This window comes from uncultured Methanobrevibacter sp., from assembly GCF_947170395.1.
Classification (GTDB): Archaea; Methanobacteriota; Methanobacteria; order Methanobacteriales; family Methanobacteriaceae; genus Methanocatella.
On sequence record NZ_CAMVTE010000015.1, the window covers coordinates 48,615 to 57,263 of the forward strand.

9 protein-coding genes are annotated in these 8,649 nt (G+C 31.9%); 6 read left to right on the plus strand and 3 right to left on the minus strand.

The annotated features are described in order from the left end of the window. Positions 1-2 precede the first annotated feature (2 nt). Positions 3-1,718 carry an adenine deaminase gene (ade, locus tag Q0W04_RS05495; protein ID WP_298501133.1) on the plus strand — a complete coding sequence of 572 codons (1,716 nt, stop codon included), beginning with the start codon at positions 3-5 and terminating at the stop codon, positions 1,716-1,718. On the opposite strand, the gene Q0W04_RS05500 is transcribed toward ade, so the two are convergent. Further along, complete coding sequence (locus Q0W04_RS05500; RefSeq protein ID WP_298501134.1) at positions 1,715-2,341, minus strand: DUF447 domain-containing protein; 627 nt, start codon at positions 2,339-2,341, stop codon at positions 1,715-1,717. The two genes, ade and Q0W04_RS05500, sit on opposite strands and share 4 nt — an antisense overlap. Before the next feature lie 91 nt (positions 2,342-2,432). On the opposite strand from Q0W04_RS05500, the gene Q0W04_RS05505 reads away from it, so the two are divergent. After that, positions 2,433-3,443: an SIS domain-containing protein gene (locus Q0W04_RS05505; protein ID WP_298501135.1), complete on the plus strand. Its 1,011-nt coding sequence runs from the start codon at positions 2,433-2,435 to the stop codon at positions 3,441-3,443. Here the strand turns inward: Q0W04_RS05505 and Q0W04_RS05510 are convergent. Together Q0W04_RS05510 and Q0W04_RS05515 are read right to left on the minus strand one after the other, a co-directional pair. Then, on the minus strand, positions 3,440-3,811 hold the full coding sequence (locus Q0W04_RS05510) for a putative zinc-binding protein (RefSeq protein WP_298501136.1): 372 nt from the start codon (positions 3,809-3,811) through the stop codon (positions 3,440-3,442). The genes Q0W04_RS05505 and Q0W04_RS05510 overlap by 4 nt on opposite strands. Positions 3,812-3,874: 63 nt before the next feature. After that, on the minus strand, positions 3,875-4,468 hold the full coding sequence (locus tag Q0W04_RS05515; RefSeq protein ID WP_298501137.1) for an Hsp20/alpha crystallin family protein: 594 nt from the start codon (positions 4,466-4,468) through the stop codon (positions 3,875-3,877). Positions 4,469-4,831: 363 nt separating this feature from the next. Between Q0W04_RS05515 and Q0W04_RS05520 the strand changes: the two genes are divergently transcribed. From Q0W04_RS05520 to Q0W04_RS05535, 4 genes are all read left to right on the plus strand, one after another. Further along, positions 4,832-5,680, plus strand: coding sequence for a hypothetical protein (locus Q0W04_RS05520; RefSeq protein ID WP_298501138.1), 849 nt, complete (start codon positions 4,832-4,834; stop codon positions 5,678-5,680). Between the two features lie 520 nt (positions 5,681-6,200). After that, complete coding sequence (locus Q0W04_RS05525; protein ID WP_298501139.1) at positions 6,201-6,713, plus strand: Panacea domain-containing protein; 513 nt, start codon at positions 6,201-6,203, stop codon at positions 6,711-6,713. Beyond that, positions 6,706-7,149, plus strand: a complete 444-nt coding sequence (locus tag Q0W04_RS05530) for a hypothetical protein (RefSeq protein ID WP_298501140.1) — start codon at positions 6,706-6,708, stop codon at positions 7,147-7,149. The genes Q0W04_RS05525 and Q0W04_RS05530 overlap by 8 nt, the downstream gene beginning before the upstream one ends. 523 nt (positions 7,150-7,672) lie before the next feature. Beyond that, positions 7,673-8,533, plus strand: coding sequence for a hypothetical protein (locus Q0W04_RS05535; protein ID WP_298501141.1), 861 nt, complete (start codon positions 7,673-7,675; stop codon positions 8,531-8,533). Positions 8,534-8,649 lie beyond the last annotated feature (116 nt).

The window sequence follows — 8,649 nt, forward strand, 5'->3', positions numbered from 1 at the left end:
AAATGAAATTCACTGCCTATATTTTAGATGTCTTAACAGAATTTATTTATCCTGGCAGAATAACAATCGAAGACGGATTCTTTAAGGAAATCGAACCGATTGTCGTTACTGAAGAAACCAAAATTGATGTGGACGGTTTGCTTGTTCCGGGATTCATTGATGCGCACATCCACATTGAAAGCAGTATGATTACACCTCAGCAGTTTGCAAAGATTGCCGTTCGCCACGGTACTACTTCTGTTGTATGTGATCCTCATGAAATCGCAAATGTCGCAGGAATCGACGGTATCGAGTTCATGATTGAGGATGCCTCAAAGGTTCCGTTTAACTTTTATTTCACAGCGCCTTCATGTGTTCCTGCAACCTCTTTTGAAACATCCGGAGCAGTTCTTGACGCTGAAGACATAGGATATCTTCTTGAAAAGGAAGAAGTCGTTGGTTTGGCTGAAATGATGAACTTCCCTGGAGTAATAGGTGGTGATCCTGAAGTGCTAAGAAAACTGGAACTTGCAAGGGCTTCAGGCAAACCCATCGATGGTCATGCCCCACTTGTAAGTGGAAGAGATTTGGATAAATATGTGGCTCAACATATAGTAACCGATCACGAATGCAGTAATTTTGCAGAAGCTATTGAAAAAAAGCAGAAAGGCATGAAAATTATGGTTCGTGATGGGTCATCTGCTAAAAATATGGAGGCTCTCTTTGATTTTTCAGAGAAGTTAAACCACTTGAAAAAACAGGATGGATTCAGCATAGTGCCGACTGAAATAATCGAGAGAAGACTTCACTCTCCAATATTTGACTTCATAGTTAGCGATGACAAGCATCCTAATGACCTTCTTGAAGGCCATCTGGACAAGTCAGTCAAAAAGGCTGCAGACCTTGGAATAGATATCATTCAGGCAATTGAAATGGTAACAATCAATCCGGCAAAACACTTCGGCCTGCATGAAGGAGCAATAGTTACAGGGGCAAAAGCAGACTTTGTAATAATCGACAACCTGCGTGAATTCAATGTCCTTAAAACTTATATTGATGGGGAATGCGTCTTTGACGGTGAAGACGTATTGTTTGATGTGGAGGAAATTTCTCATAAAAACTCAATCAACACCTCCAAAAAGGTTGCTGATGACTTTGAAGTATATTTCGACGGTGAAGAATGCGAAGTCAATGTAATCAAATGCTTCAACGGTGAACTTTTAACAGAAAAGACTACTGCAGTTTTAAAAACTAGGGACGGAAAGGTCCAGCCTGACATATATCAGGACGTTTTAAAGATTGCCGTTGTGGAAAGGTATGGTGGAGACAAGGTTTCAAATGCGTTTATAAAAGGATTCAATCTCAAAAAAGGAGCAATAGCATCTTCGGTAGCACATGACTCACACAACATCATTGCTGTTGGATATTCCTCTGACATGATGGCTGAAGCGGTCAACAAGGTAATAGACAATCATGGGGGAATTGCAGTTGTAAGCGAAGACTTTGAAGATTCACTTGCACTTCCGATAGCTGGACTTATGAGCAATGAGGATGCATATGTCGTGGCCGAAAAGCTTGACGTCCTGCACAAGATGACTGCCGCTCTTGGATGCACACTGGACTCACCTTTCATGACAATGGCGTTCATGGCGCTTCTGGTAATTCCGTCAATCAAAATATCTGATAAGGGACTGTTTGATGGGGACAGTTTCGAATTTATGGATGTCATAAGAAGCTAAATGTCGTGACCTTTAGCTTTCAATTCTTTTTTTATTTTATTCATTGCCTTGATGTCCTGTTTGGTTCCGACTTTCTTTACGACACGATAGGCTTCCCTGAAACGTTTTATGTAAAAATCCTTCAAATCCCCTTCGACCAGATCGAAGCGTGAAAAGTTGGTCAGAGATTCGATAACATAGCCGAAACCACGGTTGAATGCAGCCGTGTCTTTTTTGATGTTAAGTTCTGTGACTTTTGATTTGATGATGATTGCCTCGCCTTTCTTTTTAATGGGATCGCTTTGTTTTACGGCTTCGGTAAAGCTTATGGCTTCACATTTGAAATATGCATTGCAATCTTTAAGGGACAAATCATCATTGAAACATTCATCATCCAGATTTCCAAGAAGTGAAGAGGTAAAAATCTCTGGAGAGTGGGTGATGTTTACAACAAACTCCTTTTGGGTGATTATATTGTCCAAAGTGTGGCTTCCCTTAAATATTCTGGTTAAAATCATGTCACTGCCGGAGCAAATCACACCCATTGGAGCGGCATTTTTCACACCTTCACCATTTTCGGTGGTTATTATTGTTTCATATTGCCTTCCTTTTTCCATTCCAATTAAAGATAAATCGATTTGCATAACAATCATTTTTGCATTTTTTGATAAACATTTTTATATATTGAATTACTACATATTAATATTAGTTATTAATTTTAAAGGAGTTTAAGCCATGAAATATAAAATGTATGATGAGATGATGGAACAGCCAGAAGCACTTCAAAGAACGTTTGAAAGTGAATATGAAAAGATGGATGAAGTCTCAAAATTAGTCGAAGAGGCGGACAAAGTCTATTTAATCGGTTGCGGAAGTTCAATATCAACCTGTTACAGCGTCCGTGACGCAATTAGGATGTCATCCACAAACATTGACATTGAAGTGTATGTCGGTTATGAGTTCTACTACAACAAGAAACTTATAGAAAACGAAAATTCAATAGCTATTTTCACATCCCAGTCAGGTGAAACCGCAGATACCCTTGCAGCATTGAGAAGGGCCAATGAATTCGGTATCCACACAGTTTCCATTTCAAATGAACCTGAAAGTTCAATGATAGCCGAAGCTAAAACTCCAATAATAACAAGAGGCGACACAGAAACTGCAATCTTAGGTACCAAAACCTACATTACCCAACTTGCCTGCCTGTATCAGATTCTATTCAAGGCATCAGACTATGAAAACAGGGATGAGCTGTTGGCGGAACTTTCAGACATGCCTAAAATGCTTGAAAAACTTCTGCTTTTAACCGAAGATGAAAACAGGGATCTGGCCGAAAAATACGCTGAGGAAGACATTTTCTACTGTATGGGAAGCGGACCTAACTTCGGACTTGCATACAAGCTTGCAATGACAATGCTTATGGAAGGGGCAATAAAACATGCCTGTCCTGAATATGCAGCTGAGTTCAGACACGGTCTGATTGAAAGGGCAGAAAAAGATGTTCCGATTATTGTTTTAAGGTCTGACTTTGAATCCGACGAGATAACCCAAAAGGCAATTGACTTTTGCGATAACATAGAGGCAAAAACAATACTCTACGATTTGAAGGATTATGCAAGCGTGGACAAACTGTTGTCTCCGTTTATTCTTGTAATTCCTCTTGAATGGTTTGTATACTATCTCGCCCACTTCACAGGCGAAGATCCAGGTGCAACCAGACACATCGGAAAAGTCAGATACTAAAAGAGTTTTTCCAACTCTTTTTTAATTATTTTTACGCACTCCTCACCATCGCCGTCCAGTCTGAATGAATCCTTAGCACTGACATCACATTTTTCTAAAACGTCACCTGCATTAATTGTTTTGGCAACACTAACGCCCTTGTTTTCCAGGATGGTGTTTACGCAGTTGTTTGAACATCCGTTGATGGCTATTATTGGATATTTTTTAAGCATTTCGGTGTTTTTGTTTTCAATGTCTGCTGATGTTGAGCCCATGCAGATGGATATTGCATTTTCATTTTCCTTTTTAAAATCTCCCACCGCAACACGGCAGACCAGTCCGTTGGGACTCATTCCGTTACATGGTGCAAGCGCAATTTTATCTTTCATAAAAATAGTTGGTTTAAGTATAATATAAAGGTTTAAGAAAAAAAGAGTAGAAAAGTAGAATGATTATTCTACTTTGACTTTATGTTTTGGTATGATTAATTTTGGAAGGGTTACAGTAACGGTTCCGTTTCTGAATTTTGCTTTGATGTTTTCAATATCAATGCTGTTTTCAAATCTTACGGTTTTTACGCATCTTCCGGTTTTGATTGCAGAAACAATTACTTCAGCTTCATCCTCTTCGTCGAATTGTTCGATGTATGGAACAAAGGTAGTTTCGATGGTAATGTCATTGTCGCCAGCTTCAATTAAAATGTCCTTTTTGCTGACTCCAGGAACTGCTGCTTTGATGAAGTAACTTTCTTTGGTTTCCACCAAATCAATGTCTAAAGTCTGCACGGTTGTTTTTTTGTAATCTTGATATCTTTGATCAGCATTTTTCTGCATGTTTTTGAGATTTTCTTTGAATTCATCAATGGTTTTTGATAAATCGCTAATCACATTGTCTGCAATGTTTTTACCTTTTTCTTTTTTGTCTTCAAAGGTTTCTTTTGCTTCTTCTTTTTTCTCATCGAATTCTTCTTTTACGTCTTCGACTTTTTCATCAAATTCTTCTTTTTTGTCTGAAATTTTAGTTTCAATATCGTCTGTGCTTACCATAGTTTTCACACTCCATATTGATAATTTTGTAATTAACATATTTTATTTACTTTTTGTAAGTATATAAAGTTTTCTATTTTTATAACTAAAAGTAATTAAAAAGTAATTCTTTTAATCTTTGATTTTTCATATTTGTGATGCTTTATTTTATAATAATCATGAGTTTTTCAATCAAGGATATAAATAATGCTTTTTAAATTGTTAAATTTTGATTATATGTATTTTCAATTAGTTAAATTATATTGGGTATAATTTTAAAATAACTATTTTTTTTTAATGGGTGTGTCAATATTAAACTGCACAAGATTTTTATACAATTAAATGTGATAGTAATATATCAAAAATAATTTACAGGTGGTGAATATGGGCAATTCACGAATATTGAAAATAATGTTTCCATTGGACATTAAAAGTTTATCAATGGTGGAAAGAGTATGTTCTATACTAATTTACACTGTTCCTCTCTTATTATTGGCCATATTAACATATATTAATTTAAATGACTTTTTTAGTATTGTAATTTGGATATTATATTGCATTTTGTTTAGTCCTTGGTTTTATTACATTTTGGATTATGAAAGATTGGAAAAGAAATATAAAATCATGTCAGATATTAGATTTGGCAGTCCTTATGAATTTTTGTCTAAATTGATGGTATTTTCAGTTCCAGGAATCATTATTGCAATAATTACAATTAGTTATTTTTTAAACCAATTGAATTTAGGAATCATTCTTTCCTCTGCTTTCATTGTACCGTCATTGGCATTATACTTTAGAAATGATGTTTTTAATGATGGAAGTTGTATTGAAGGGGAAGAAATTATTTTAGGTTATATTCCAACATGGTATGGATTGTTAAGTTTGGCTGTGGGAATTTACGGTTATTTTAATGCATTTAAATTAAGTAACTTAACCATGGCAATAACTTTAGGTTTAATTACTTTAATTTTTCAAATATTATTTGTCATTCCAGATAAATTCAATAAAATCTTATCATTTGAAGTTAGAAGAAAGAAAGGATGCATAGTACTTTTGATTTCATTAATTATAATATTTTTCTTAATATCTATGATATTAGGTTCATATGGAATCAATTTTAATAATATTGATTTCTCTTTTGAATCAATTATAAGAAAATCTGTTATTTGGATTATTACTATTATTTTAGTGATACTTTTTGTAAGGAAAATTAAAGATATGGATAGGGAATAATATTTTTCATATTAAAGTCAGTTCGAAAAATATTTCAATTTAATACTGTATTTTTGTGCGAAATCACATTTCAAAAATATTTATAGTATATGGTTGATGATTAATTTTTTAAAATTTATTAAATTACTTATTTTTGTGATTTAAATAGTTTTAATTAAAAATAAAAAATTTATGATGGTTGATGATTACCTTCTTTTTTTTTAACATGTGCAATTTTTGCACAAGTTGAAGTTTTACTCAATTCTTCATTTTTTCAAATGTTTTGTAATCTAGTAACTTTTCTTAAAAATTGTTTTGAGTTTGTAAAATTGATTTAATATTGTAAAATTGTTCTAAAAGCAAATAAAAAGATATTTAAACGATTATAAACTAATTATTATTAAAATTTCAATAATAATTAACTTCAAGGTATTGAATGATATATTAAAACTAGTTACACGATATTATTTATATGCTCGGTTTCATATATTATACTGTGAAATTATTTTTTCAATGTTTAAAACTGTAATGGGGTTTTTAAATGAATGATAATATAAGTTATGACTCTGAAAAATTTAAATCAATGATACACTACATTATCAGCAGATGTCACACAAAGGATAATTTTGCTAGGGTTGTATTATATAAATTATTGTATTTTTCTGATTTTGATAATTATGAGAAATATGAAAAACCGATTAGCGGTGAAACTTATATTAGAAAACAAATGGGACCAGTTCCTTCACACTTTTTTGAAGCTATTGGTGAATTAATTGATGAAGAAAAAATAGCTGAGAGTTCCGAACGTGTTATAAATTATTTAAAATATAAATATTCCTCATTAACAGACCCGGATATCAGTTTATTATCCTCTGATGAGATTCAAGTAATGGACGATACAATCAATAAACTTTCTCATTTCTATTCTGAAGAGATAAGTAAATATTCTCACGGTGATATTCCTTGGAGATTAGCAAAAGATGGTGAAATATTAAATTATGAAGCTGTCTTTTATAGGGATCCTGAATATTCTGTGAGGGAGTACGATGACTGAGTACAAGGGTTACACATTTGAATACCATCATAAATTTAAAAAAGAGTTTCAAAAAACTTTCGCCAGACACCAATGCCCTACAATTAAAAGCGACTTTAAACTCTTGTACGATATTTTAATCCAACATCTTTCGGAATCAGATAAATTCGAATCCCATGTTTGTATGCGTATGGCAGGTTTAGAGAATCATGTGAACGTGCCAGCATTCATTATTAAAAAGTTCCGTTGTGAAGGAATAAATAAAGGTGTAAATTCAGGTTTCAGAATAACATTCCTCTTTGATAAAGAAGAAAGTAAATTTATTTTTGTCGAACTGTTCCATAAGAATAAAAAGAAAATTCCTGATAAGAATAGGATAAATGAACTATTTGTAAAAGAAGTTGAAATCAATGATGAATTGTATGAACATGAAAAAGAATATTTAAGTAGAAATTAACTCTGGAATAAGGATGTCTTAGTGTTATTTGATTTAATGGTAAGTATGTAATTATTCTTGTAGTTACCATTTGTAAATAAAATTTTAAAAATATACTTACTCAAAATTGAAATTTTTGATTAGATAGATTCTGACAAAATAGTAAGTATGCGATTTTTCTCTGCATTACCTTTTGTTAGTATATAAAGTTTTCTATTTTTGTAACTAAAAGTTATTTAAAAAATAATTCTTTTAATTTTCGATTTATCATAGTGATAATGTTTTATTTTATAAAAAATTATGAATCTTCCAATCAATGATATAAATAATTCTTTTTAGATTGTTAAAATCAGATTATATTAATTTTCAATTTGTTAAATTAAATGGGAATGTTTGATAGTTACCAAATATCTTTTATAATGTTCCGGTATCTATTTCATTAAAATTTGAAATTTACATAAATTTAAATAACATTGTATCTTAAAATATATTGTTTAAAATAATTTACATTATGATTGTATGAAGTATATGTGTTTCTGATATTATGAAAAAGGATTCTAAATTTTTTAAATATATTATTTTAACTGATCCTGGAAGTTTGTCAATGACAGAAAGAATGGGCATTATTCTCATTCCTTTAATTTTTATAACTTGCATGTTATTGCACATGTTCGTTACTTCCCATGAGGTTTTAATATTTTTATGGTTGTTTGGGATTTGGATATTTTTCATTGGTTTAGGTTACCCGTTAATCTATTTTGAAAAATATGAAGAAAAGTATGGTTGGTACTCCAAAATAAGGTTTGGATCTACCTATCAGATTATCTCCAAAACTCTTTCTTATCTAATTCCGGGACTGATAATAAATATTATATTTGTAGGTTTAATCCTTGAAAATACAATAAAAGCATCCTTAATTGCTTTTGCATTCTTACCTCCATTTTTAGCCTTATTTTTCAGGACTGATGTTTTCAACGACAATAGCTCCATTGAGGGCGATGAAATTATTTTTGGATATCATCCATCTGCATATGGATTATTGAGTTTGTTTTTAGGCATTTATGGTTATCTGACTGTGGATAATTTATTGAATTCAAATTTTAACTTAGCAGTTATGCTATTCACCATAACAGTAATATTCCAAGTATTGCTTTTAATTCCAGACAAATTAAACAAAGTTCTGTTTTTTGAAGTTAGGAGAATAAACGGCTTTTTAGCTTATATTGGTGTATTAATAATATGTTATGCGATATTATGCTTTTTTATCACCGGTGGTAATAATTTAACTGGAATTAACATTGATTTATCTTTTGAGGGTATTGTCCGAAAAGCTATCATGTGGGGAACAGGAATTCTTATAGCAATTCTTTACATACGTAAAATTAAAGACATGACTCAAAAATAATATTCGAGAGGTCGGGTTTCACTTATGTTTTATTTTAATCTTGTGTTTTTGCACAAAGTCGCACTTCAAAAATATTTATTATTAATGAAATTGAAATAAGATATTATAGGAATAAT